Source organism: Janthinobacterium sp. Bl 1, assembly GCF_058215535.1.
Map to the genome: position 1 here is coordinate 3,319,416 of NZ_CM177086.1, position 25,411 is coordinate 3,344,826.

18 protein-coding genes and 2 tRNA genes are annotated in these 25,411 nt (G+C 60.5%); 15 read left to right on the forward strand and 5 right to left on the reverse strand.

Translation table 11 applies throughout. The annotated features are described in order from the left end of the window. Positions 1 to 78: 78 nt before the first annotated feature. The 7 genes from clpP (at position 79) to AC4BCN_RS14805 (ending at position 7,961) form a co-directional block, all read left to right on the forward strand. On the forward strand, positions 79 to 696 hold the full coding sequence (clpP, locus tag AC4BCN_RS14775; RefSeq protein WP_374106865.1) for an ATP-dependent Clp endopeptidase proteolytic subunit ClpP: 618 nt from the start codon (positions 79 to 81) through the stop codon (positions 694 to 696). Positions 697 to 896: 200 nt separating this feature from the next. Further along, the gene (clpX, locus tag AC4BCN_RS14780) at positions 897 to 2,165 is read left to right on the forward strand and encodes an ATP-dependent Clp protease ATP-binding subunit ClpX (RefSeq protein WP_034787303.1); all 1,269 of its coding nucleotides are present in this window, start codon (positions 897 to 899) and stop codon (positions 2,163 to 2,165) included. A gap of 276 nt (positions 2,166 to 2,441) precedes the next feature. Further along, on the forward strand, positions 2,442 to 4,853 hold the full coding sequence (gene lon / locus AC4BCN_RS14785) for an endopeptidase La (RefSeq protein ID WP_490491049.1): 2,412 nt from the start codon (positions 2,442 to 2,444) through the stop codon (positions 4,851 to 4,853). 204 nt (positions 4,854 to 5,057) lie between these two features. Next, positions 5,058 to 5,330, forward strand: a complete 273-nt coding sequence (locus tag AC4BCN_RS14790) for an HU family DNA-binding protein (protein WP_010398442.1) — start codon at positions 5,058 to 5,060, stop codon at positions 5,328 to 5,330. Between the two features lie 125 nt (positions 5,331 to 5,455). Next, positions 5,456 to 5,532 (forward strand) — tRNA-Asp (locus AC4BCN_RS14795). A gap of 16 nt (positions 5,533 to 5,548) precedes the next feature. Beyond that, positions 5,549 to 5,625: transfer RNA gene (locus tag AC4BCN_RS14800), tRNA-Asp, on the forward strand. Positions 5,626 to 6,035: 410 nt separating this feature from the next. Continuing rightward, entirely contained in the window at positions 6,036 to 7,961 is a 1,926-nt protein-coding gene (locus tag AC4BCN_RS14805; RefSeq protein WP_490491050.1) for a SurA N-terminal domain-containing protein, read from the forward strand. Positions 7,962 to 8,190: 229 nt separating this feature from the next. On the opposite strand, the gene AC4BCN_RS14810 is transcribed toward AC4BCN_RS14805, so the two are convergent. Continuing rightward, positions 8,191 to 8,880: an arylesterase gene (locus AC4BCN_RS14810; protein ID WP_490491051.1), complete on the reverse strand. Its 690-nt coding sequence runs from the start codon at positions 8,878 to 8,880 to the stop codon at positions 8,191 to 8,193. Between AC4BCN_RS14810 and AC4BCN_RS14815 the strand changes: the two genes are divergently transcribed. Continuing rightward, positions 8,879 to 9,631, forward strand: coding sequence for an ABC transporter ATP-binding protein (locus AC4BCN_RS14815; protein WP_046685128.1), 753 nt, complete (start codon positions 8,879 to 8,881; stop codon positions 9,629 to 9,631). The two genes, AC4BCN_RS14810 and AC4BCN_RS14815, sit on opposite strands and share 2 nt — an antisense overlap. Before the next feature lie 108 nt (positions 9,632 to 9,739). On the opposite strand, the gene AC4BCN_RS14820 is transcribed toward AC4BCN_RS14815, so the two are convergent. Further along, positions 9,740 to 11,284 (reverse strand): NAD(P)H-hydrate dehydratase, encoded by a 1,545-nt coding sequence (locus AC4BCN_RS14820; RefSeq protein WP_490491052.1) that lies wholly within the window; start codon positions 11,282 to 11,284, stop codon positions 9,740 to 9,742. Positions 11,285 to 11,416: 132 nt separating this feature from the next. Here AC4BCN_RS14820 and AC4BCN_RS14825 point away from each other — a divergent pair, with 132 nt between their 5' ends. Next, positions 11,417 to 14,989: a hydantoinase B/oxoprolinase family protein gene (locus AC4BCN_RS14825; RefSeq protein WP_490491053.1), complete on the forward strand. Its 3,573-nt coding sequence runs from the start codon at positions 11,417 to 11,419 to the stop codon at positions 14,987 to 14,989. On the opposite strand, the gene AC4BCN_RS14830 is transcribed toward AC4BCN_RS14825, so the two are convergent. Next, positions 14,971 to 15,909: an AraC family transcriptional regulator gene (locus tag AC4BCN_RS14830; protein WP_490491054.1), complete on the reverse strand. Its 939-nt coding sequence runs from the start codon at positions 15,907 to 15,909 to the stop codon at positions 14,971 to 14,973. The genes AC4BCN_RS14825 and AC4BCN_RS14830 overlap by 19 nt on opposite strands. A gap of 179 nt (positions 15,910 to 16,088) precedes the next feature. Here AC4BCN_RS14830 and AC4BCN_RS14835 point away from each other — a divergent pair, with 179 nt between their 5' ends. From AC4BCN_RS14835 to AC4BCN_RS14855, 5 genes are all read left to right on the forward strand, one after another. Beyond that, positions 16,089 to 17,135: an NAD(P)-dependent alcohol dehydrogenase gene (locus tag AC4BCN_RS14835; protein ID WP_072453737.1), complete on the forward strand. Its 1,047-nt coding sequence runs from the start codon at positions 16,089 to 16,091 to the stop codon at positions 17,133 to 17,135. Between the two features lie 419 nt (positions 17,136 to 17,554). After that, complete coding sequence (locus AC4BCN_RS14840) at positions 17,555 to 19,981, forward strand: membrane-bound PQQ-dependent dehydrogenase, glucose/quinate/shikimate family (RefSeq protein WP_490491055.1); 2,427 nt, start codon at positions 17,555 to 17,557, stop codon at positions 19,979 to 19,981. Positions 19,982 to 19,992: 11 nt separating this feature from the next. Continuing rightward, on the forward strand, positions 19,993 to 20,634 hold the full coding sequence (locus AC4BCN_RS14845; protein WP_128139372.1) for a TetR/AcrR family transcriptional regulator: 642 nt from the start codon (positions 19,993 to 19,995) through the stop codon (positions 20,632 to 20,634). Positions 20,635 to 20,843: 209 nt separating this feature from the next. After that, positions 20,844 to 22,283 (forward strand): IS1182 family transposase, encoded by a 1,440-nt coding sequence (locus AC4BCN_RS14850; RefSeq protein WP_338678595.1) that lies wholly within the window; start codon positions 20,844 to 20,846, stop codon positions 22,281 to 22,283. Positions 22,284 to 22,573: 290 nt separating this feature from the next. Then, positions 22,574 to 22,978 (forward strand): hypothetical protein, encoded by a 405-nt coding sequence (locus AC4BCN_RS14855; protein ID WP_034748574.1) that lies wholly within the window; start codon positions 22,574 to 22,576, stop codon positions 22,976 to 22,978. Positions 22,979 to 23,235: 257 nt separating this feature from the next. On the opposite strand, the gene AC4BCN_RS14860 is transcribed toward AC4BCN_RS14855, so the two are convergent. Next, positions 23,236 to 23,493 carry a hypothetical protein gene (locus AC4BCN_RS14860; protein WP_139091907.1) on the reverse strand — a complete coding sequence of 86 codons (258 nt, stop codon included), beginning with the start codon at positions 23,491 to 23,493 and terminating at the stop codon, positions 23,236 to 23,238. Positions 23,494 to 23,888: 395 nt separating this feature from the next. After that, entirely contained in the window at positions 23,889 to 24,230 is a 342-nt protein-coding gene (locus AC4BCN_RS14865) for a hypothetical protein (RefSeq protein ID WP_338678598.1), read from the reverse strand. Positions 24,231 to 25,023: 793 nt separating this feature from the next. On the opposite strand from AC4BCN_RS14865, the gene AC4BCN_RS14870 reads away from it, so the two are divergent. Further along, positions 25,024 to 25,326: an HNH endonuclease gene (locus tag AC4BCN_RS14870; RefSeq protein ID WP_490491056.1), complete on the forward strand. Its 303-nt coding sequence runs from the start codon at positions 25,024 to 25,026 to the stop codon at positions 25,324 to 25,326. Positions 25,327 to 25,411: the final 85 nt, after the last annotated feature.

Sequence of the window (25,411 nt, forward strand, 5' to 3'; positions counted from 1 at the left end):
GGTATTGGGATGCCGGCTCTGGCCGAAAGGCGAGGGCGGTATCCCCTAACTGCTTCACAAGGAAATGAAATGACAGGTATGAACCGTAATCCGGCGCTGGACACAGAGATGCTCGGCCTGGTGCCGATGGTGGTGGAACAAAGCGGTCGCGGCGAGCGCTCGTATGATATTTACTCGCGCCTGCTGAAGGAACGCTTGATTTTCATGGTCGGCCCGGTCAATGACCAGATGGCCAACCTGGTTGTCGCCCAGCTGCTGTTCCTGGAAAGCGAAAATCCGGAAAAGGAAATCTCGCTCTACATCAACTCGCCAGGTGGTTCGGTCTCGGCCGGCATGGCCATCTACGACACCATGCAGTTCATCAAGCCGGACGTCTCGACCCTGTGCACGGGCATGGCTGCTTCGATGGGCGCTTTCCTGCTGGCTGCTGGCGCCAAGGGCAAGCGTTTCTCGCTGCCGAACTCGCGCATCATGATTCACCAGCCGTCCGGTGGTTCGCAGGGCATGGCGTCCGACATCGAGATCCAGGCAAAGGAAATTCTTTACCTGCGTACCCGCTTGAACGGCATCATGGCCGAGCGCACGGGCCAGTCGATCGAACAGATCGCCAAGGACACCGACCGCGACCGTTTCATGTCCGCCGACGAGGCCGTTGAGTATGGTTTGATCGACAAAGTGTTGACCAGCCGCGCTTGATGAGCCCCTACCGGTATTGCTAAGCATGTAAGTAAACGCCCGGGCGATCAAACGTTCGGGCGTTTCGCTTTTATTTCGGGTAGCATGGAGCTTGTGCACGTTGTTGACTTGCGCCATGGGTAATAGCCTTTGCGGGCAACTACCAGCATCCGGCTTGCGATTTTGCAATATTGTTAATGCAGTTCCAACCAAAATGCCTTATGTCAGACAAAAAATCCTCTAGCGGCGAAAAATTACTGTATTGCTCGTTCTGCGGCAAAAGCCAGCACGAGGTGAAGAAACTCATCGCCGGCCCGTCCGTATTCATTTGCGACGAGTGCATCGACTTGTGCAACGACATCATCCGTGATGAAACGTCGAGCATCGAGACGGTGACCGGTACCAAATCCGACCTGCCGACGCCGCAAGAAATCGCCGCCTTGCTCGATCAGTACGTGATCGGCCAGCAGACTGCCAAGCGCATCCTGTCGGTGGCGGTGTACAACCATTACAAGCGCCTCAAGCACCTGGGCAAGAAAGACGACATCGAACTGGCCAAGAGCAACATCTTGCTGGTCGGTCCTACCGGCTCGGGCAAGACCCTGCTGGCACAGACCCTGGCGCGCATGCTCAATGTGCCGTTCGTGATCGCCGACGCCACCACCCTGACCGAAGCCGGTTATGTGGGTGAAGACGTGGAAAACATCATCCAGAAGCTGCTGCAAAGCTGCAACTATGACGTCGAGAAAGCCCAGCGCGGCATCGTCTACATCGATGAGATCGACAAGATTTCGCGCAAGTCCGACAATCCGTCCATCACGCGCGACGTGTCGGGCGAGGGCGTGCAGCAAGCCTTGTTGAAATTGATCGAAGGCACAATGGCCTCCGTGCCGCCACAAGGCGGGCGCAAGCACCCGAACCAGGATTTCGTGCAGATCGACACGACCAACATCATGTTCATCTGCGGCGGTGCCTTTGACGGCCTGTCGAAAGTGATCGCCAACCGTTCCGAAAAGAGCGGTATCGGCTTCTCGGCCACGGTGCGCAGCAAGTCGCAAAGCACGGCCAGCGAACTGATGCTGCAAGCGGAACCGGAAGACTTGGTCAAGTTCGGCCTGATCCCGGAACTGGTCGGCCGTCTGCCCGTCATCGCCACTCTGGCGGAATTGACGGAAGAGGCGCTGATCCAGATCCTCGTCGAGCCGAAGAATGCGCTGATCAAGCAGTATTCGAAGCTGCTCGAGATGGAAGGCGCGGAACTGGAGATTCGTCCGGCCGCCCTGCATGCGATCGCCAAGAAGGCACTGGCGCGCAAGACCGGCGCCCGTGGCCTGCGTTCCATCCTGGAACATGCTTTGCTGGACGTGATGTACGAACTGCCGAGCGAACAAAACGTGGTGAAGGTCGTCATCGACGAAAATACAATCACCAGTGGCGCCAAACCTTTGTTGATTTATCAAGAGACTGCCAAGGCCTCCGGAGAAAATTGATTACTGCTGAGACAAATGCATAAAAAGGGTTTTGATTCCTTAATGCATGGCAGTACAATTTAAATCAATGAGTGCAGGCTTCAATCGTAAAGCCACTCGCGGCGCTTAGCTGCGCGTGGCTTTTTTACTGTGAAAACTGCATTTGTTACAGTCATGCGGGTGTGTTTTGCGAAATAGACAGATTTATGTTTGTTTCACAGAATTATTTATTCTCGCCGGTCTTGTGTTTTGGCAGCGAGCGCCAACATCGTAAACACGCTTTCTATAAGGTACGCCATGACAACTTCCAAATTAACTGAGCAAACTCAACTGCCGTTATTGCCGTTGCGGGATGTCGTCGTTTTCCCGCATATGGTGATACCGCTGTTCGTTGGCCGTCCAAAGTCGATCAAGGCGCTGGAAGCTGCGATGGAGCAGGGCAAGAGCATCATGCTTGCCGCTCAAAAAGCAGCCGCGAAGGACGAGCCATCGCCTTCGGACATCTATGAAATTGGCTGCGTCGCCAATATTCTGCAAATGCTGAAGCTGCCCGATGGCACCGTCAAGGTGCTGGTCGAAGGCGCGCAGCGTGCCCGTATCAACCACATCAGCGATGCGCCGACGCACTTCATCGCCGACCTGACGCCGCTCGAGTCCGAGCCGGGCGACGAGTCGGAAGTCGAAGCCATGCGCCGCGCGATCGTGCAGCAGTTCGACCAGTACGTCAAACTGAACAAAAAGATTCCACCAGAAATCCTCGCTTCGCTGTCCGGTATCGACGATGCCGGCCGCTTGGCCGACACGGTGGCCGCGCATCTGCCGCTTAAACTTGAGCAAAAACAAGTCATCCTGGAAATTTTCAGCGTGGCCAAGCGTCTCGAGCACCTGCTGGGCCAGCTCGAAGGCGAGCTCGATATCCTTCAGGTGGAAAAGCGCATCCGCGGCCGCGTGAAGCGCCAGATGGAAAAGTCGCAGCGCGAGTACTACCTGAACGAGCAAGTCAAGGCGATCCAGAAAGAACTGGGCGAGGGCGAAGATGGTGCCGACCTCGACGAGCTGGAGAAAAAAGTCGCTTCGGCAAAAATGCCGAAGGAAGCGCTCGACAAGGCCACCAACGAGCTGAAAAAACTCAAGCTGATGTCGCCGATGTCGGCCGAAGCCACCGTCGTGCGCAACTACATCGACACCCTCGTCAATTTGCCTTGGAAAAAGAAATCCAAGGTCAATAACGACCTGTCGAATGCGGAAAAAGTGCTCGAAGGCGACCACTACGGCCTCGACAAGGTCAAGGAACGCATCCTGGAGTACCTCGCGGTGCAACAGCGCGTCGACAAGCTCAAGGCACCTATCCTGTGCTTCGTCGGTCCTCCGGGCGTGGGTAAAACCTCGCTGGGTCAGTCCATCGCCCGCGCGACGAACCGCAAGTTCGTGCGCATGGCCCTGGGCGGCGTGCGCGACGAAGCCGAGATCCGCGGCCATCGCCGCACCTACATCGGCTCGATGCCGGGCAAGATCTTGCAATCGCTGTCGAAAGTCGGCGTGCGCAATCCTCTGTTCCTGCTCGATGAAGTCGACAAGATGGGCGCCGATTTCCGTGGCGATCCATCGTCGGCCCTGCTGGAAGTGCTGGACCCGGAACAGAACCACACGTTCTCCGACCATTACATCGAAGTCGATTTCGACTTGTCCGACGTGATGTTCGTGGCCACGTCAAACTCGTACAATATTCCGCCAGCCTTGCTTGACCGCATGGAAGTGATCCGTCTGTCCGGTTACACGGAAGACGAAAAGACCAGCATCGCGCAGCGTTATCTGCTGCCGAAGCAGATCAAGAACAATGGCTTGAAGGAAGAGGAAATCTCGGTGGCCGAGTCGGCCTTGCGCGACATCATCCGCTACTACACGCGGGAAGCCGGTGTGCGTTCGCTCGAGCGTGAAGTGTCGAAGATCTGCCGCAAGGTGGTCAAGATGCTGCTGCTGAAGAAATCCGACAAGAAAGTCATCGTCAACTCGAAGAACCTGGACAAATTCCTCGGTGTGCGCCGCTATGATTTCGGTGTCGCAGAGAAAGAAAATCAGGTGGGCCAAGTGGTCGGTCTCGCATGGACGGAAGTGGGCGGCGATCTGCTGACCATCGAAGCCGTGTCGATGCCGGGCAAGGGCGGCGTGATCCGCACGGGCACCCTGGGCGACGTCATGAAAGAGTCGATCGAGGCAGCCCGCACGGTGGTGCGCAGCCGGGCACAGCGCCTGGGCATCAAGGCGGACGTGTTCGAGAAGAGCGACATCCACATCCACGTGCCGGAAGGCGCGACACCGAAGGATGGTCCTTCGGCTGGCGCGGCCATGACGGTGGCGATGGTGTCGGTCTTCACGGGCATCCCCGTGCGCGCCGACGTGGCGATGACGGGCGAGATCACCTTGCGCGGCGAAGTGTTGCCGATTGGCGGCCTGAAAGAAAAGCTGCTGGCGGCCCATCGCGGCGGCATCAAGACGGTCCTGATTCCCGAGCAGAACGTGAAAGACCTGGCCGACATTCCGGACAACGTCAAGAACAAGCTCGAGATCGTCCCGGTGCGCTGGATCGACAAAGTGCTGGAAATCGCCCTCGAACGCATGCCTGAAGCGTTGGCGGACGTCGCTGCGGTGGAGGCTGTCACGGCCGCCGTGGCCAAGCCTGACGCGGCCGGCGAGGTAGTAAAACACTAACGTTTTACCCCTGTTTTCCCCAAACAAGCGCTTTTAGAGCGCTTGTTTTATATTGAAACGTGAATTGCGCCCCCAAAGCGCTTGACACATATACAGTGTGGCTTGTTTAATACGCCTGCACATTTTTTTCGCCGGACAGCTGTGGTGCCAAAAGTGCCGCAACGATACGGTAAACGTTTTATACCTTTGTAATTGGGGATGCTAGTGAACAAGACTGAATTGATCGACCACATTGCTGAAAAAGCTGACATTTCCAAAGCCGCCGCTGCGCGCGCACTCGACGCTGTTATCGGCGGCGTGACGGAAACTTTGAAAAACAACGACAGCGTGACGCTGGTTGGTTTTGGCACTTTCTCGGTCAGCGAACGCGCTGAGCGTACCGGCCGCAATCCGCGTACCAAAGAAGCGATCACGATCGAAGCTGCAAAAGTTCCAAAATTTAAAGCTGGTAAAGCTTTGAAGGATGCTGTAAACTAACGGACTTCGGTGAGGTGACAATCACCGGAAACATTTGGCGGCGCCTCCGGGTGTCGCGATTTCAGGGTTGAAGTTCTATGAATCGCAACCCTGAATACAAATGCAAGTAGTACTGTGTATTTTTCGGAGTGGTAGTTCAGTTGGTTAGAATGCCGGCCTGTCACGTCGGAGGTCGCGGGTTCGAGTCCCGTCCGCTCCGCCAAAAAATACGCTCTTAAGGAGTGGTAGTTCAGTTGGTTAGAATACCGGCCTGTCACGTCGGGGGTCGCGGGTTCGAGTCCCGTCCGCTCCGCCAGAATATAGAAGCCCGCGCTGCTGAATAAGTAGCGCGGGTTTTTCTTTTTCAGCGCCAGATTATCTCGGCGCGCCGCCTTTTAAAATTCTATCCTGCCGTTTTGAATAAAAACGCCCGCATTTAAATCCGCTTTAAGCTGCGCCGTGTTAAATGATCGAACCCGGCGCCTTGCCCGCCATGCGGCACCAAGGCAGGGCGCGCGCCCTGATTTACTCTTGCTATAGCGCTATGGGCATTGTAGAATCAGGAGATAATGGCTTGGGCGTCAGAATCCTGCTTTAGTTCCAGCGCCAAGTTGTTGAATCTAAAGGGGAAGTGGACATCTGTCCCGTCCATTCCGCCGAAGAAATCAAGGCGAACGCATGTTCGCCTTTTTTTATAGTGATCCACTCATCCCGAATTGGCTGACCATGTTTGAATTTATTCGTACCCATCGACGCTTGATGCAGTTTCTCCTGATGCTGGTCATCGTCCCGTCTTTTGCACTGGTCGGTATCAGCGGCTACCAAAGCTTCGGCGATGGCGCGAACACCATCGCCAAGGTCGGCGACCAGGTCGTTACGCAGCAGCAATATGAAGAAGCGCAACGCCAGCAGATCGACCGCTACCGCCAGATGATGGGCGAGCAGTTCGACCAGAAAATGTTCGACACGCCGGAAGCGCGCCAGAGCATCCTCGACAACCTGATCGCCGAGCGCGCCGTGGCCGCCGAAGTGGGCCGCAGCCACCTGGTCATCAGCGATGCCGTGCTGCAAAAGGAAGTGCTGGAAATCCCAGGCTTGACCTTGCCGGACGGTAAATTCGACCTGGAACGCTACAAGTCCATGCTGGCCGCCCAAGGCATGACGCCGCAGATGTACGATGCGCGCCGCCGCAGCGACCTGGCCCTGCAGCAACTGGCTGGCGCCGTGCAAGGCACCGCCTTCGCGCCGAACACCGTGTCCAAGCGTCTGTCCGACATCACCTCGGAAGAGCGTGAAGTGCAGGAACTGCTGCTGCCGATCGCCCAGTACGTGTCGGAAGTCAAAGTGACGGACGCCATGATCAAGGCTTTCTATGACAAGAACAGCAAGTTCTTCGAAATTCCGGAACAAGCCAAGGTCGAGTACGTCGTGCTGGATGACAGCGCCGCCAGCGAGCAGGTCGATGTCACCGACGCCGACGTGACCGGCTACTACGCGAAGAACCAGAAAGCCTACACGACGGAAGAAGCGCGCCAGGCCAGCCACATCCTCGTAGCCGTCAAGAAAGACGCGTCGGCAGCCGACAAGGCAGCCGCCAAGGCCAAGGCCGAAGCCATCCTGGCGGAAGTCCGCAAGGCGCCAGCCAGCTTTGCCGCCGTGGCGAAAGCCAAGTCGGAAGATCCGGCGTCCGCGGAACAGGGCGGTGACCTGGGCGTGATTGGCAAGGATGGTTTGCCAGCACCGCTGCTGAGCGCTGTCGCGAAACTCAAGCAAGGCGAAATCAGCGACGTCGTCGCTTCCGATTTCGGCTTCCACATCCTGACCGTCACCTCGCTCAAGCCACAGCACGTCCGTGCGCTGGACGAAGTGCGCGGCGAAATCACGGCCGACCTGCGCAAGCAATTTGCTGCCAAGAAATACTCGGAAATGGCCGAAACGTTCACCAACACGGTCTACGAGCAATCGGACAGCCTGAAGCCGGTGGCCGACAAGCTGAAGCTGAAAGTGGAAACCGTCGCCAACCTGTCGCGCACGCCATCGCCAGCACTGGGCAAGGCGCCGTTCAACAACGCCAAGTTCCTGACCGCCATCTTCTCGAACGACTCGCTGAAAGACAAGCGCAACACGGAAGCCGTCACCGTCGCACCTAACGTGCTGATCGCCGGCCGCGTGGTGGAATTCAAGCCTGCTTCGAAGCGTCCGCTGGCCGAAGTCGAAGCGATGATCCGTCAGCGCGTGACGATGGAAGAAGCGGAAAAGCTGGCCAAGAAAGCGGGCGAGACCAAGCTGGCCGCCTTGAAAGCCTCCGGTGACGCGACCGGTTTCGGCGCGGCGCAATGGGTATCGCGCAGCAAGCTCGACGGCATCAACCGCGCCGCCATCGCGCAAGTCATGAAAGCGGACACGAGCAAGCTGCCAGCCTATGTGGGCGTGGACCTGCCAGCCCTGGGCTACGGCATCTACCGCATCGCCAAGGTGCAACAGCCAGCACAAGTGGACGCAGCGCGCCGCCAGCAAGAGAAAGACCAGATCAGCGGCATCTTGGCACAACAGGAAATGTTCGATTACGTCGAATACCTGAAAGCCAAGGCCAAGGTGAAGATCGTCAAGCCGGTGACCGCACCGGTTGCAGCAGCGCCGGAAGCACCGTAATCAGTTTAGCCCACAAAAATAGCCGCTCTTGAGCGGCTATTTTTTTGTCTGTGGATTTTGTCTGTGGAGTGAGCGTGCCATGGACGCGAGCGGGATCGTCAGCATAAAGCTGGGGTCAGTCGCTTCGCGATCGGGATATGCCCCACTGGGGCATATCCCCCCGCCGGGTCTCGGCGACCCCGTCTGACCCCGGATTCTGCCTTGGGCTAGAGGTAATACCCGCCTTTGCTTACTTCGCGCCCAGCAACGGCGCCAGCTGCGGCCAGATATTCCTCAAAATCGTCGGATGCGCATTCGCATTCGGGTGCATGCGGTCGGCCTGGAACAGCTGCGGCTGGTCGGCGATGCCTTCGAACATGAAGGGCACCAGTGGCGCTTTCCATTCCTTGGCCAGCTTGCCGTACACGCCATAAAACTGCTCGCCGTAGGCGCGGCCATAGTTGGGCGGCATGCGCATGCCCACCAGCACCACCTGCGCGCCCGATTTTTTGGCTGCCTCGCCCATGGCCCGCAGATTCGCCTCGGCGGCCGCCACGGGCAAGCCGCGCAAGCCGTCGTTGGCGCCCAGTTCGATCAGCACGACGTCGGGCTGGTGCTTGGCCAGCAGGGCAGGCAGGCGCGCGCGGCCGCCGCTGGTGGTCTCGCCGCTGATGCTGGCGTTGACGATGCGCGTATCGTTCTTTTGCGCCTGCAGCCGCTGTTCCAGCAGCGCCACCCAGCCCGTGCCCCGTGCCAGCCCATATTCGGCCGACAGACTGTCGCCGAGCACCAGCAGCGTTTTTGGTGCAGAATAGGCGTTCGTCATGCCTGACACCAGCAGCAGGGCTGCCGCAGGAAGCAAGGACAGGGTGCGCCGCCGCATGCGGCTGCTGCCCTCGACACTTATTTGTTCACGAAATTTTTTAAGATAGATCAGCATGCCCGAATTCCCTAAAGCGACTTCCACCAGTTTTCTCCCATCAGACGCAGCGGCCCAGCGGCCCGCCGCACCCAACAGCCAAAATGCCCAGCCGGCCATCGAAGTGGTCCAGCTGGCCAAGCGCGTACCCGATGCCGATGGTGAGCTGACCATCCTGCATCAAGTCGATTTTACCGTGCAAACGGCGGAGACGCTGGCCATCGTCGGCGCCTCCGGTTCCGGCAAGTCCACGTTGCTGGGTTTGCTGGCCGGCCTTGACACGCCGAGCGAAGGCAAGGTCATCCTCGACGGCACCGATATCTTCGCCCTCGACGAAGACGGCCGCGCCGGCTTTCGCAAGGAAAAGCTTGGTTTCGTGTTCCAGTCCTTCCAGCTGCTGGCCCATTTGACGGCGCTGGAAAACGTCATGCTGCCGCTGGAATTGCGCGGCGACCCGGACGCGAAGGAAAAGGCGCAAGCCATGCTGGGCAGGGTCAACCTGGGCAGCCGCCTGAAGCATTATCCGAAATACCTGTCCGGCGGTGAGCAGCAGCGCGTGGCCCTGGCCCGCGCGTTCGTCACGGAACCGCCGCTGCTGTTTGCCGATGAACCGACGGGCAGCCTCGATGCCGCCACCGGCGAAGCCGTGATCCAGCTGATGTTCGAGCTGAACCGCGAACGCGGGTCGACCCTGGTGCTCGTCACGCACGACAGCTCGATCGCGGCCCGTTGCGGGCGCACGATCACGATTGCGGCGGGTCGGCTGGTGTGATTGCTGATGGTGGTTGTCGGATTACGCGTTCCGCTAATCCGACCTACCCGGCCTTCGGGGCGTAGCTTGGATTAGCGCAGCGTAATCCAACACAAGCGCGCCAAATGCTTATGCTGACAAAGCATTGATCAACTTGCGTATCGCAGGGATCAATTCCCCGGCCGTCAGCCCGATCGGGCCGCTGCCAGCTGCCACCAGCGCATCGGCCGCCGCGCCGTGCAGCCACACGGCGCCTATCGCCGCTTCCCATTCCGGCCAGCCTTGCGCGAGCAGGCTGCCGCACAGGCCGGACAATACGTCGCCCGTGCCGGCCGTCGCCAGCGCGGGGCCTCCCGTGTTGTTGACGACGATCTGGCCGTCGGGCGCGGCGATCACCGTGCCCGAACCTTTCAATACCACGATGACGCCCAGCTGCGTGGCCAGCTGGCGCGCCGCGCCCAGACGGTCGGCCTGCACCTCGGCCACCGTCAGGTCGAGCAGGCGTGCCGCTTCCAGCGGATGCGGCGTCAATATCGTCGCCCCCGCGCCCGTGCGCACGGCCAGCGCCGATTGCAGTTCCGGCTCGGCCGCCATCAGGTTCAGCGCGTCCGCGTCCAGCAGCAGCGGGCTGTCGCTGTCAATGGCACGCTGCAGCAGCTCCACCGTGCTGGCCTTGTCGCCGAGACCGGGACCGGCCACCAGCGCGGCGAAGTGCAGGCCCGAGAAATCGACATCCCTGGCGTGCCGGCACATCAGCTCCGGCTGGCCGCTGTCGAAGGCGGGCGGCGCGTCGGGAAATGCGACGTAGACTCGTCCCGCGCCCGCATGCAGGGCCGTGCGGGCCGCCAGGATGGGCGCGCCGGCCATGCCTTGCGCGCCGCCGATGATGGCCACGCTGCCGTAGCTGCCCTTGTGCGTGTTCTGGCGCCGTGGCAGCAGATGGCGGGCGAACAGGTGCAGGCCGCCCAGCTGGGCCCTGGCGGGCGGCAGCAGGGAAGGATCGATGGCCAGCGCCGCCACTTCCACGTCCCCAGCATGGTCGCGGCCATTCGCCGTGTGCAGGCCCGGCTTGTCGCCGATGAAGGTGAGCGTATGCGTGGCGCGGATGGCGACGCCGTCGATGGCGCCCGTGTCCGCGTTCAGGCCGCTGGGCACGTCGAGGGCCAGCACGGGGCAATCGAGATTGTTGACCAGCTGCGCCATGTCGCGGCATTCGCCGTCCAGGGGGCGCGACGCGCCGATGCCGAACAGGCCATCGATGACGAGGTGCCATGGCGCCGCGCCCACCGCGGCCGACGCCATCGACGTTGCCGCATCCATGAAGCGCGCGGCGCTGTTGCGCGCGCGGCTCAGCGCCTGTTCGCGCTCGGGCGACGTGGCTTGCGCTTCGGGCGCCAGCCAGACGAGTACCTCGGTGCCGCTGCCGGCCAGGTGCGCGGCCGCTTCCAGCGCGTCGCCGCCGTTGTCGCCGGGGCCAGCCAGCACCAGGACGCGCCGGTGGCCCGCGTCTTCGCCATCGTCCTGGGCATGCAGCAGCTTCAGGGCGGCACTGGCGGCAGCCTGGCCCGCGCGCTGCATCAGCAGCCCTTGCGGCAGGTCGCGCATGGCCGCCTGTTCGATGGCGCGCAGTTCGGCAATGGAATACAAGGGGGCGGCAGAGTCGATCAGGTTCATGGAGCGTGTTCCGTTAGTCAGCATATCTTCAACATAAGGCCGAAGCGGGCGAAAGGCAAGTCGCGCACGCCTGCGGTGCGCCGTAATTGTGCGGCTACAATAGCCATCTCACATAAGCACGGGGGCAAGGCGATGGACTGGCAATTCTGGATCGACCGGGGCGGCACCTTTACGGACATTGTGGCGCGCCGTCCTGACGGCAGCCTGGCCACGCATAAACTGCTGTCGGAAAACCCGGGCCAGTACCGCGACGCGGCGCTGGCGGGCATGCGCCAACTGATGGACCTGGCGCCTGGTGCGCCGCTGCCTGTCGAACTGGTGGGCGCCATCAAGATGGGCACGACGGTGGCGACCAATGCGCTGCTCGAACGCAAGGGCGAGCCGACCGTGCTGGCCATCACGTGCGGTTTTCGCGACGCCCTGCGCATCGCCTACCAGAACCGCCCGCAGCTGTTCGCGCGCCAGATCATTGTGCCCGAACTGCTGTACGGCGACGTGATCGAGATCGATGAGCGCGTCGGCGCCCACGGTGACGTCGTGACCCCGCTCGACGAGGCGGCCGCGCGCACGGCGCTGGAACAGGCCTATGGACGCGGCGTGCGCGCCATCGCGGTCGTGCTGATGCACGGCTACCGCCATCACGCGCACGAGGCGCGGGTGGCGCAACTGGCGCGCGAGGCCGGTTTTACGCAGGTGTCCGTGTCGCACGAAGTCAGTCCCATGATGAAACTGGTGGCGCGCGGCGACACCACGGTGGTCGACGCCTATCTGTCGCCGATTTTGCGCCGCTACGTTGACCAGCTGGCGATGGAGCTGCCCGGCGTGCATTTGCAATTCATGCAGTCGAACGGCGGCTTGACGGATGCGCGCGCCTTCCAGGGCAAGGACAGCATTCTGTCCGGCCCCGCCGGCGGCATCGTCGGCATGGTGCGCGCCAGCGCGCTGGCCGGTTTCGATAAAGTCATCGGCTTCGACATGGGCGGCACGTCCACCGACGTGTCGCATTACGCGGGCGAGTTCGAACGCGTGTTCGAGACGCAGATCGCCGGCGTGCGCATGCGCGCGCCCATGATGAGCATCCACACGGTGGCCGCGGGCGGCGGCTCCATCCTGCATTTCGACGGCGCCCGCTACAAGGTGGGGCCGGACAGCGCGGGCGCCAATCCCGGCCCCGCCAGCTACCGGCGCGGGGGCCCGCTGGCCGTCACCGACTGCAACGTCATGCTGGGCAAACTGCAGCCTGCGTTCTTCCCCCGCGTCTTCGGCCCCGACGCCAATGAAGCGCTGGACGTGGCCACCGTGCGGGCCCAGTTCGAAGCGCTGGCGCGCACGGTGAATTCGACGCCGGAGCAGGTGGCCGAAGGCTATGTCGCCATCGGGGTCGGCAACATGGCCAACGCCATCAAGCAGATTTCCGTGCAGCGCGGCCACGACGTCACCGAATACACCCTGACCAGCTTTGGCGGCGCGGGCGGCCAGCATGCCTGCCTGGTGGCCGATGCGCTGGGCATGCGCACGGTGTTCATCCACAGCCTGGCGGGCGTGATGTCGGCCTACGGCATGGGCCTGGCCGACCAGAGCGCGATGCGCGAGCGCGCCATCGAAGCGGCATTGGGCGCGGACCTGGCCGGCGATTTCGCGCAACTGGGTGAACTGGCGCGTGGCGACTTGCTGCGCCAGGGCGTGGCACAGGAACGCGTCGCGCTGGTGTCGCGCGTGCACCTGCGCTACGAAGGCACGGATTCGGCCCTCGTCGTGCTGTTCGATACGGTGGCCAGCATGCAGGCGCAGTTCGAAACGGCGTACAAAAAACGCTTTTCCTTTCTGATGCCGGCGCGTGCGCTGATCGTCGAAGCCATTTCCGTGGAAGCCATCGGCGCGTCCGATGCGCCGCGAGTGGCCGCGCCGGCCCATGCGGCGCGCGCGGGTGGGCTGGCGCCCGTGCAGACGGTGGACATGTACTGCGCCGGCGCGTGGCGGCCAAGCGGCCTGTATGCGGCGGACAGCTTGCGCCCTGGTGATACTATCGATGGCCCGGCCATCGTCAGCGACGCCAATGCCACCACGGTCATCGAGCCGGGCTGGCGCGCGGAAGTGACGGCGCACGGCCATTTGGTCTTGCGCAGGGTCGTCGCTTTGCCTGAACGCCGCGCCATGGGGACCAATGCCGACCCCGTGATGCTGGAAATTTTCAATAACCTGTTCATGTCGATCGCCGAGCAGATGGGGCTGCGCCTGCAAAATACGGCCCATTCCGTCAACATCAAGGAGCGGCTCGATTTCAGCTGCGCCATCTTCGACGCGCAAGGCCATTTGATCGCCAACGCGCCGCACATGCCCGTGCACCTGGGTTCCATGGGCGAGAGCATCCGCACGGTCATGACGCGCAACGCGGGCGCCATGCGGCCGGGCGACGTCTACATGCTGAACGACCCGTATCACGGCGGCACGCATCTGCCCGACGTGACGGTGATCTCGCCCGTGTTCGATGAGGAGGGTACTGCCATCCTGTTCTATGTCGGCTCGCGCGGCCACCATGCCGATATCGGCGGCACGACACCCGGTTCCATGCCGCCCGACTCCACGCGCATCGAGGAAGAGGGCGTGTTGATCGACAATTTCAAGCTGGTCGACGGCGCCACGGGTGCGGTTAGCGAGGCGGAAACACTGGCGCTGCTGGCGGGCGACAGCTGGCCGGCCCGCAATCCCCGGCAAAACCTGGCCGACCTGCGCGCCCAGGTGGCGGCCAACCAGAAGGGGGCCGACGAACTGCACAAGATGGTCGCGCATTTCGGTTTGCCGGTCGTGCAAGCCTACATGGGCCACGTGCAGGACAATGCCGAGGAAGCCGTGCGCAGGGTCATCACGACCTTGAAGGATGGCAGCTACGCGCTGGACCTAGACAATGGCGCGCAGATCAAAGTGGCGATCAGGGTCGACGCAGCTGCACGCAGCGCCGTCATCGATTTCACGGGAACCTCAAGCCAGCTGCCGAACAACTTCAATGCGCCGTCCGCCGTCTGCATGGCGGCCGTGCTGTACGTGTTCCGCACCCTCGTCGACGACGATATACCGCTGAACGCGGGTTGTTTGAAGCCGCTCACGGTGATCATCCCGCCCGGTTCCATGCTCAACCCGCAGTATCCTGCGTCCGTCGTCTCGGGCAATGTGGAAACCTCGACCTGCATCACCAACGCCCTGTATGGCGCGCTGGGTGCCATGGCCGCGTCGCAGGGCACGATGAACAACTTCACGTTCGGCAGCGCCAAATACCAGTATTACGAGACGATATCGGGCGGCTCGGGGGCCGGCCCCGGTTTTGACGGCACGGACGTGGTGCAGACGAACATGACCAATTCGCGCCTGACGGACCCGGAAATCCTCGAGTGGCGCTTTCCCGTGCGGCTCGACAGCTACAGCATTCGCGCAGATTCGGGCGGGGCGGGGCGCTGGCACGGCGGCAATGGCGGCGTGCGCCGGGTGCGCTTTTTGGAGCCGATGACGGCGGCGATCTTGTCGAACAACCGCATCCATCCGCCTTTCGGCATGGATGGCGGCGCGCCGGGCGCGCTGGGGCGCAATTACGTCGAGCGGGTTGACGGCACGGTGGAACACTTGCCCCATATCGGCAAGACGGACATGTGCCCCGGCGACGTGTTCGTGATCGAGACGCCGGGCGGCGGCGCTTACGGCAAGACGGAATAGGCCGTGGCTCCGCTGAGCTGCGCACGCACCTGGCCCACGTCGCGCATGGGCGCGCGGCCGAACTGGCGGCTGTATTCGCGGCTGAACTGCGATTCGCTGGCGTAGCCGACCCGGTAGCCGGCCGTGCCCGCGTCGATCTGCTCGACCAGCATCAAGCGCCGCGCTTCCTGCAGCCGCAGCAGTTTCTGGTACTGCATCGGCGTCATAGCCGTAATCGCCTTGAAGTGGTGGTGCAGCGATGACATGCTCATGTTGGCCATGCCGGCCAGGTGTTCGATGCGCAGCGGCTCGCAATAATTGTGCTTGATCCAGTCGATGGCTTGCCCCACCTGGTGCGACTGGCTGCTGACCAGCGCCATGTGGCGCAGGCGCGCGCCGACAGGGCCATTGAGCAGGCGGTAGGTCAGCTCGCGGCGGATCAATGGCGCCAAGGTGGCGATTTCTCCCGGTTTGTCGAGCAGGCGCACGAGGCGCAGCATGGCGTCGAGCAGCTCGGCCGACACGTCGCTGACGGAAATGCCGCGCGTGGCGGGCAGGATTTTCTGCTGCGCCAGGTGCTCGCCGCCGCTTTCGCTGTCGAGCAGCGCGGCCACGTCGGCGATGTCGATGCCCAGCACCACACACAGGTGCGGCTTGTCCACGCTTGCCTCCACCACACGCACCTGCACCGGCAAGTCGACGGACGTCAGCAGATACTGCATGCGGCTGTAGTGGAAGGTTTCCGTGCCCAGGGTGACGTCTTTCGCGCCCTGCGCGATGATGGCCACGCTGGGGCGCGCCGCGTGGAACAGCGATTCCGTGACAGACGACTGGCGGTGGAAACTGAGGTTGCCGATGGCCGTCGTGTAGTCACCCGTGCGCGGCGCGTGGCGGCTGATCAGGGCGGCGATTTCATCTTGCGGAGTAAGTGGCGTGGACATGGCGTTCAGTATGCGTGAGGCGAAGAAGGGCAGGGGCTGATCTTACGCAGATTTGGAGGATCGTGCAAAGGTCTTGCAGGATCGCGGTAACGGTGGCCGGGCATCTCGGGCACACTTGTGCAATCGCATGCATGGCACGCGTCACCCCTCGCCACACACATCTAGACACAGGAGTTTTCATGACCACCATCGCCAAAGGCTACGCCGCACTGGGCCCGACTTCCGCACTGCAACCGTTCACGTTCGAGCGCCGCGCCCCGCGCGAAGACGACGTGGCCATCTCGATCAAATACTGTGGCGTGTGCCATTCCGATATCCACCAGGCGCGCGACGAATGGGGCGGCGCCGCTTTCCCGATGGTGCCCGGCCATGAAATCGCCGGCGTCGTCACGGCCGTCGGCGCCAACGTCAGCAAGTTCAAGGTGGGCGACCACGTGGGCGTGGGCTGCTTCGTCGACTCGTGCACCACCTGCAAGACGCGCAACGTGGACCTGGAACAGTACATGCCAGGCCTGATCCAGACCTACAACGGCCTGGAAGCGGACGGCAAGACGGCCACGCAGGGCGGCTACTCGGACAGCATCGTCGTCAAGGAAGGCTATGTGCTGTCGATTCCCGACAACCTGCCGCTGGACGCCGCGGCGCCGCTGCTGTGCGCCGGCATCACCCTGTATTCGCCGCTGAACCACTGGAAAGCCGGTCCTGGCAAGCAGGTCGCCATCCTGGGCATGGGTGGTCTGGGCCACATGGGCGTGAAAATCGCCCACGCCATGGGCGCCGAAGTGACGGTGCTGAGCCAGACCCTGTCGAAGCGCGAAGACGGCCTGCGCCTGGGCGCCGACCACTACTACGCCACCAACGACGCGGAAACGTTCACCAAACTGGCCGGCACGTTTGATCTGATCATCTGCACCGTGGGCGCGTCTATCGACTGGAATCAGTACATCAACCTGCTGAAAGTCGACGGCAACATGGTTATCGTCGGCATCCCCGACGGCGCTGTGCCGCCGATCAGTGCCTTCGGCCTGGTGGGCGCGCGCCGCAGCCTGTCCGGCTCCATGATCGGCTCGATCAAGGAAACCCAGGAAATGCTGGATTTCTGCGGCAAGCACAATATTGTGTCGGACATCGAGATCATCCGCATCCAGGATATCAATGAGGCGTTCGAGCGGGTAGTGAAGAGCGATGTGCGCTATCGTTTCGTGATCGACATGGCATCTTTGTAACGCTCGAGAAAAAGCCCAGGGCGTTGTTACCGCGTCTCGCCGTACTATTCGTACTGTCTTCGACGCGGCGCCTAGCCCTGGGCATTTTTCGGGCGTTCCAACCGCTATGCTTTAAAAGCAAAAACGGCTGCTATCTGGTTGACCTGTGTTTGTTGGATTACGCGCTTTGCGCTAATCCAACCTACGCAATCCGCATGTCCGGTAGTCGGGTAGGTCGGATTAGCGCGCAAGCGCGTAATCCGACACCCCCGCCAACCCCCATCCCCGCCAAAAATCAAGCTCCCGCGTCAATTTTTCTTTCCTTGCATCAAAAATCGGCATAAAATGAAACCGTACAGTACAGTTTCACTACGTAGATTTGAAAAAAACAGCCATCCCCGGCGTATTTGCCTGGGCAGGGGAGGCGTCATGGATAAAAAATGGACACTTCAGTAAATAAAGGAGCGCCGGCGATCCCGGCGGTCTTCAGGGGCAAGCGGCTTGCCTTGACGGTTTTCGGCATTTTTCTCGGATTTTCCGGTCTGGCCCTGGCCGCCGGCGGCATCGAACTTATTACCCTCGGCGGTTCCTGGTACTACCTGCTGGCCGGTCTCGGCCTGCTCCTCGCCGGCGTGCTGTATCTGCGCCGCAAACCGCTGGCGAGCGGCATCGTCGCCGCGCTGGTCATCGCCACCCTGGTCTGGGCCGTGTGGGAAATCGGCTTCGCCTTCTGGCCCATGGTGCCGCGCCTGGCGCCGTTCCTCGTCATCGGCCTGGTGGCCGCCTTGCTGCATCCGTGGCTGGCGGGGCGCAAGCACACTGGCCAGTCGCGCGGTTTCGCGGCTCTGGTTGCCGTCGTGCTGGTGGCCGGTTTCGCCGCCATGTTCAAGCCGCACGGCGTGCTGGACGCCACCGTGCAGCCGCAGCAGGATGCGATCGCGGCGGTGAATGGCGGCAGCGCCAACTGGGCGCATTACGGCTATGGCCCGAAGGGCACGCGCTTCGCGCCGTACACGCAGATCGACAAGCAGAATGTCGACAAGCTGCAAGTGGCGTGGACCTACCGCTCGGGCGAGCTGGCCGAAGGCGCGTCCGAATCGCAAAACACGCCGCTGCAGATCGGCGACACCATCTATACGTGCACGCCGACGAGCAAGGTCATCGCGCTCGACGCCGATACGGGCAAGGAACGCTGGACCTTCGACCCGAAGCCGGCCAATATCAAGACGTGGAACCGTTGCCGCGGTGTCGGCTATTACGAGCCGGCGAAGGTGACGAATCCGTTCCATTTTGACGGCATGCAGGCGGCCAGCGCGCCGGTGGCAGGAGCGTGCGCCAAGCGCATCGTGCAAGTGACCATGGATGCGCGCCTGATCCAGATCGACGCGCAGACGGGCAAGCAGTGCGAAGGCTTCGGCGACAAGGGTTCCGTCGACCTCACCGTCGGCCTGGGCAAGGTCAAGATGAACGTGCCGTACTACGCCTACACATCCGCGCCCACGGTGGCGCGCAACCTGATCATCCTTGGCGGCTGGGTGTTCGATGGCCGCTCCACCGATGAACCATCGGGCGTCGTGCGCGCCTACAGCGCCGACACGGGGGAACTGGTGTGGGCCTGGGACCTGGGCAATCCGGCCATCACCAAGCTGCCGCCGGAAGGGCAGACGTACACGCGCAGCACGCCGAACATGTGGTCGGCGCCCGCGTTCGATGATGAGTTGGGTCTGGTCTACCTGCCGACGGGGAACGAGCAGCCGGACTTCTGGGGTGGCAAGCGTCCGCCGCTGACGGAAAAATACGCGTCGGCCATCGTTGCCCTCGACATGGCCACGGGCCGCGAACGCTGGACGTATCAAACCGTCCACCATGATATCTGGGATTATGACGTGGCCGCGCAGCCGGCGCTGTACGACGTCCCGGACGGCAAGGGCGGCAAGATCCCCGCGCTGGTGCAGCTGACCAAGCGTGGCCAGATCTTCATGCTGGACCGCCGCACGGGCAAACCGATTGCGGAAGTCGTGGAAAAACCCGTGCCACAGGAGCACGCGGCCGGCGACTGGGTGGCCAAGACGCAGCCATACTCCATCGGCATGCCGGCCCTTGGTGCGGAAACGCTCACGGAGCGCGACATGTGGGGCGCCACCTTCTTCGACCAGCTGGCCTGCCGCATCAGCTTCCGCAAGCTCAATTACCAGGGCGAGTTCACGGCGCCAAGCACGAAAGAGACCTTGATCTACCCCGGCTACTATGGCGGCTTCAACTGGGGCGGCGCGGCCGTCGATGAAAGCAATGGCTATATGTTTGTCAACGATATCCGCATGCCGCAAGTGGTCAAGCTGGTGCCGCGCGAAACGGTGGACGTGGCCAAGCTGACGTCGGGCCACGGCGTGGGCAGCACCTATCCGATGGATGGCACGCCGTTCGTCATCGACCACAAGGCCTTCAATTCGCCGCTGGGCATACCGTGCCAAAGCCCGCCATGGGGCGTGTTTGCCGCCATCGACCTCAAGACCAAGAAAAAAGTGTGGGAGCGTCCGGCCGGTACGGTGCAGGATGCTGTCGTCAACGGCGTGCGGGCGCGGCTGCCCATCCCGCTGGGCATGCCGACCCTGGGCGGCGGCATGAGCACGGCGTCCGGCCTCGTGTTTTATGCGGGCACGCAGGATTACTATCTGCGCGCCATGGATATCGCCACCGGCCATGAAGTGTGGAAGGCGCGCATGCCCGTCGGTTCGCAAGGCACGCCGATGACGTATGTGTCGCCCAAGTCGGGCCGCCAGTACGTCGTGGTGGTCGCGGGCGGCGCCCGCCAGAGCCCGGACCGTGGGGATTACGTGATAGCATACGCGCTTCCCAAGACACAGTAAGAGTTTGCTTCATGCCCCAGTTGCGCACCGTTCCAGCTTCCCCGAGTACCCGAAGCGAGGAGCGGCGGCGCAAGCTGCTGGTGGCGGCATCCAGACTCTTTCTTGACTCCGGTTACGACGGCGTCAGCATGGACGCCATCGTGGCCGAGGCGGGCGGCTCGAAAGCCACCGCCTACCGTTACTTCGGCAGCAAGCAGGAACTGCTGGTGGCCGTGGTCGAATATCTGTGCGCCGACTTCATCATCGCGCTGCGCCAGCTCGATACCTCGCAAGCGGGCCTGGAACAGGGCTTGCAGCTGATCCTCGATGAGCTGGTGGCCGTCGTCACCAGCCCCCGCCACGTGGATTTCTACCGCCTCGTCGTCACGGGCGCCGCCGCCGTGCCAGCCGTGGGCCAGACCTGGTACGAACACGGCCCGCAAGTGTGGCATGCGCTCATCCTTCGCCTGCTGGAACAGCAGCGCACCCAGGGCCGCATCGCGCCCGACACCTCATTTTCCAACCTGCCGCAAATCCTGTTCGACGCCGTCTTCTCGCACCTGACCACGCGCACCGTCATGCTGGGGCAGGGCGGTAATGCGGCCACGTTCCGGCCGCTGATTGCGGAGTTGATTGAGCTGGTGGTGGCGCGGGTGGAACGCAGGGCGGACTAGCGGGGCCGTAATCCGACTGTGCTGAAAGGTGAGCAGCTGAAGCCGTCGGGCAGCATTGCATTAGTCATAGCATCAGTGCTGTTCGCCATCTTGTCCCTGGCCGTCGTGTTCGTCTGCTTTCGCCCCAGAGTGTGTGAAAACGCACCCCAATGTAAACGAGATTTTTTCTGAAGCGTTAATAGCTCATTTGACGTAATCAGGAGAGCAGGATGAAGCGTTTTGTCGAGGGAACCGACCGCAGCCAGAGTGTTCTCTTTCCCGAGCATCTGGATGACTACGTTGCAGAGGACAATATCGTTCGGATTGTAGAGGCATTCATTGAAGCGCTTGATCTCAGGACCCTTGGCTTTGCCGGTGCCGACCCGGCACGCACCGGTCGCCCGTCCTACCATCCTGCAGTTCTCCTTGGTATTTACATCTATGGTTACCTCAATCGAATCCAGTCCAGCCGCCGCCTGGAGCGTGAGGCGCAGCGTAATGTCGAACTGATGTGGTTGACCGGGAGGCTATCTCCCGACTTTAAAACCATCGCTGACTTTCGCAAAGATAACGGCCCCGCCATCTGCAAAGTGTGCCGCCAATTCGTCCAGGTATGTCGCAGGCTTGATGTTTTCTCGGATAGCAGCGTGGCAATCGATGGCAGCAAGTTCAAAGCGGTAAATAATCGCGACCGAAACTTCACCAACAACAAGCTGGAAGCCCGCATTGAGCAGATCGAGGAAAGCATCAAGCGCTACATGGACGAGCTTGATCGCGCCGACCGTGATCCTGCGCTTGTCCCCGCAACTCGCGTGATGCGTATTAAAGAAAAAATCGCAGGTCTGAAAGAGCAGATCGAAAGCCTGGGTGAGCTCGACAAGAAATTGAAGCAGACGCCAGATCAGCAGATTTCGCTGACTGATCCTGATGCACGCTCGATGTCGACCAGCGGACGCGGAACCGCCACCGTCGGATACAACGTGCAATCTGCCGTCGACACAAAGCACCACTTGATCGTGGCGCATGAAGTCACCAACATAGGAAATGATCGCGCCCAGCTGGCGTCAATGGCAAAGCAAGCCAATGAGGTGATCGGTCTGAAGCATCTAGAAGTGTACGCTGATCGCGGCTATTACAGCGGTCCCGAAATTTTGGCGTGCGAGGAATCGGGGATGGTGCCATTAGTTCCTAAACCGCTCACTTCGGGCAATCGTGCAAAGGGGCTATTCGATAAACGCGACTTCCGATATCTGCCCGAGAGCGACGAGTTCCAATGTCCTGCTGGAGAACGTGCAATCCGACGATTCAGCACGCTAGAAAAAGGGCTGCTGTTTTACAAATACTGGTCGTCATCTTGTCCCAAGTGCCTGATGAAATCTCAGTGCACCACCGGCGCAAATCGCCGTATCGCCCGCTGGGAGCACGAAGACGCCCTCGATAGGATGAGCAAGCGGATAGCTGAGCACGGAGACGTCGCGAGAATCAGGCGGCAAACAGTCGAACATCCATTCGGTACGTTAAAAGCTTGGATGGGTGCTACACATTTTTTAACTCGAACGTTACCACGCGTGAAAACAGAGATGAGCTTACATGTTCTAGCCTACAACTTGAAACGCATGGTGAACATCATGGGAAATCAGGGGCTGAAAGCGGCGTTGTTGGGGGCGTGAGCCCTTTTTAACTTCGACTCGCACGTCGGGGAAAATCGGAGGCTTGCACGGAGCGGCCGCTCCCGATACAAAAACTCGGGTTTTCACACAGCCTGGCCCCCAAGCGGACCTTCAAAGTTCGTTTGCGGTCTGTTGAAATTGGCGTGGGATTGAAGCATTTGATCTCACGTATGCTTGAAGGCTGCCACAACCGGCATTCAAATGAATGCTTGCTCGCCGTGCTATGCTTTGCCCATGAAAACCGCACACATCGACGTTCGTCGGCACATCCCATACCAGGCCAGGGCTGCATGAAGAACGAGTACACTTTTGCGGCGCTGGCAAAGCAGGAAGTCGCGCCGGGACCGGATGCCGATGCGCTGTTTTTCAGCATGCTGGCGCCTGTCCTGCGCGGCGGCCCGCTGGTCGCATACGATTCGATGACCGACTTGCGGATGCAGTTGACGGCGCCAGCATATTACGTGGCCCACAAGCTGGTCGCACATGCCGGCAAGCGCGTTATCTTCCAGGGCCGTGTGGCGCAGGCCAGCGTCACTGAGCTGCTGGTATTTCTTGATGCGGCAGTGGCAAGTGGCGACCTGCGCCCCTTGCTGCTTGCGCCCGTGTTCGAAGGAACACCGGCGCAGGTGATACATATTGATGGAGATGTGCTGCACGTCTACGCTGCAATACCGGGGATAAAGCGGCAGGTCTGACCAATATCCTGCCGTCCTGATCGAGGACATGCTCAAGCAAAACCGCGGCGACTGACCGTCCGCTTTTGGCCTATTGTGTTGAAGAAGTCGATCGGCAACAATTTCGGGAGGTCTCAGACCTCCAAACAGTCGGAGATCGTTCAATAGCGGCGGTTCTGGCCAGTCTAGGCTGTCAGAATTTCTAACTAAACGTCAACCTACCCGCGTTTTTCAACACGATAGGCCGGTAGCAGGCGGTGGAGTAACCGAGGTTCATGTCAGGCTTCCAGAGGCTTGCCATCGATAAGTACGCGAAACCGTTCACCTGAAAACCCCGCCCGGTGGCTACCGTAAATGGCCTTCCCGAGAGATTCATACCATTTGGAATCGGTGGCCTCGACAGAAACTGCCATGTCCGGGTTCTCGGCGGAGATTTTCTCAAGAGCTTCCGCGACCTCAGTTGTTGAATGTAGTTTGACGCCATTCAAGTCTACGCCACTATTATCGGAAATTCGCAAAACAATCATCTTGTCCAAATCGATGCTCTAGGAAGAAGGATGTTTCAGTTTTTACATCGGCGAACGGCGGCTTCTGGCCGATCTCGGTCGAATTAGCGATGCAACTCGAGCACTACATCTTCAGGTCGAAACGCAACTAGCCATTGTGTAATACCGTGTGCATCACTGCATTCCAACTCGTAACCCGGAGGTAATGAGTAAATTTCAATGATGGTTGCGACGTCAGCGATTGCAGGCCGCCGAAGATTGAATGCATCAGAAAATGTGGCCTGTTGCACGTTGAATGCCACAATCTTAACTACATCGTATTGCATAAATTTCATAATTGAACCGATCATTGAACGGCTGCTCTTGGCCGGAGGCTGACTAAAAGGCATCACCTAAGCATAGCGGACGCGCAGCCTCTCACCACTTTACAAGCGCCCGTCGTTAGAGCCATGGATCGAAGTACGCGTAAGCAGAAGCCTTGCCTCCCTCATTGGCGCACCAAACCGTAACACGGCGCCTGACGTTGACAGCACCACAACCCAGCCGCCCTTGATTGTTATTTGATCAAATGGATTGGATTGATCCGAAACAAACGTCCAAACAGGTTCATGATTTTGCAGCGATTCCAAAACGACTACGCCGATTGAGCCGTGTTCCGCAGCCTCTCCGCACTTGACTATGTACTGACCACCATACAGCTCTTCTTGCGCCAGAATCGCGACATTGAGCCAACCGCCAAGCTCCTGTTTTTCATGTACTCTGGCCATCCAGGTTTCGTGCACTTCGTAGATGTCACCGTTGCTGCACACGAGGCCATTGTGGCTTCGCACCTCCTGGTTCCTCCACTTTATTGCCATCACTGTCATTGATTCCATATTTAGAAATGGGCGACTGCACGCCCCTGAATTAAACAACTTGTGTTCTTGCCCATCGCAAACTTATTCAACATCCGCTCTTGGCCAGATTCGGCATACGCAACTAGCCCTTTCTTTTGATCTTTTCACGTTGCAAAATCGACCTGCATTCGTCTTCGGTTGGCACGTTTTTCTCAATCAGTATGGTATGCCAGCCACCGCAATCAGGGTCAGGGCAGCCACACACAGTTGTTCGCACCGGGTGCTGGGTTAATCCATCGCGCTTTTGAATAGCATTAGTTCGTTCCTGACTCTTGATAAGGTGGACTAGCGCGCCTCGGCTCAAAAATTTTCCTGCCATGATTTTCCTCTAGGTGCTTGAACCGCACAAAACGTTAACGTTTTCAATGTCTGCTGTTGGCTACTGCCGTTGGCAATTCAAACCGGCGGGTCAATCCGCTGGATGCAGCACTTTACTCCAAATGGCTGGTCGCTTCATTACTGAGAGCATGTTAGTGGCCAGCGAAGCTTCTGCTTTGGCCAGGCGCCAGATGCCATGTCGCGCCGATCATGATGGCAGCCTCATCGCAGGCGCTCTGCCGCGGCTGCGTCGGTCGAATGTGATGGCCTCGCTCCGCCCCTTGCTCGCATTGCCCCAAGGGCGAATGATATAGTGGCGGAAATGTATACACTGAAAGAAATTGCCATGAAAAACGACGCAACGACTCGCCCGCAAGCTAACCAGGCGCCTGCCAGGCTCAGCAAAGGGGACTTTGTCACCGTACTGCGCAAACTGCTGCAAGACGAAGCAAAGGCTGGCAAGTCGAGCGTGGAAGTACGCGCCGCAAACCTGCACACCGAGGTTGGCGTTTATCCGGCGCGCGGCCACTCGATGCCGACCTGTTGCACGGTGATGTATGAAGAGATGCAGCCGGGTGACGAGATACTGCTGACGCCACCTGGCGGCAAGGGAGCTACGCTGCTGGTACGCTATAAACTCCCGCGCTGATGCAGGCACTGCAGTGGCAGTGAACCTATTGCCAAGAATCCATCATCGCTAACTGATAACGTGCACATGCAGCTGCTTCGCTCAG